General features: G+C 55.1%; 1 protein-coding gene. It reads right to left on the reverse strand.

Annotated features, from left to right (window positions below; all coding sequences use genetic code 11):
* Positions 1-909, reverse strand: a 909-nt coding sequence (locus tag FRY97_RS22565) for an Ig-like domain-containing protein (protein ID WP_170254848.1), incomplete at both ends; no start/stop codon positions are given.

The following is a 909-nucleotide window of genomic DNA, read 5'->3' on the forward strand; positions in this document are numbered from 1 at the left end:
TGTCGTTGCAAGCCAGGCTTGGCTGTGGCGCCTCGTCTTGTGAAACAACGATGTCGAAAGATTCGCTGGAAGCGTTGCCTGCTGCGTCTGTTGCCTCAACAGTAACGGTGTAAGTGCCGTTCGCTGGCGCAGTCACGATGTAACCGCCGCCTGCTGGCGCAACGTTCGCACCGCCAGAAACGGTAACTACTGGAGTTACGTCTGAGCAGTTGTCATATGCTGATGCCTGGAACACCACCTCAGCCATTGATGGGCCGCATGGGTCCAAAGTGACGTTGATGTTCTGTGATGGGTATACAATGATCGGCTGGAAAGTGTCTGGCTGATCGTTCACCGTCAGGATACCGTCTACTGTTGTAGCCTGCCCGTCGCCGTCTGTGTAAGACGCTACGATGAAGTCGCCGTCGTTCGCTGCTGTGATCACGGTGCTCACTTCGAACAGGCCGTTGCCCAGGTCAGCTATGACATCAACTGGCGTACCGCCGATAGTGATCGCTGGCGCTGCGATAGGATCGTCGCAGTCGTCAGATACGCGCACTTGGAAAGTAGCGTCCAGCTGCGTTTCGCATGCTGGCACGGTGAACGTCAGGTTGCCAGGGAGCTCGATGGCTGCTGCTTGTGGCGCATTCTGTGATACGGTAACCAGCTGATCTACTGACACACCGCCATAGGTGAAGACTACGAAGTACTCACCTGGGCCGAAGCCAGTCCCTACCGCCTCGAAGTACAAAAAGCCGTCTTCTACGAGTGTGTAGGATAGCTGTATATCTGCGTTCAAGGACGCATTTACATCAGGAGTAACGGTGATCGCAACCGTCTCAGCACCGCCTGCAACGAGGTTACAGTCGTATACATTGCCAGAGAACAGGGTAACAGCCTCGTCTTCACAAGCAGAGATGCTGTACGCCT

The organism is Phaeodactylibacter luteus (assembly GCF_007993045.1).
Lineage (GTDB): Bacteria > Bacteroidota > Bacteroidia > Chitinophagales > Saprospiraceae > Phaeodactylibacter > Phaeodactylibacter luteus.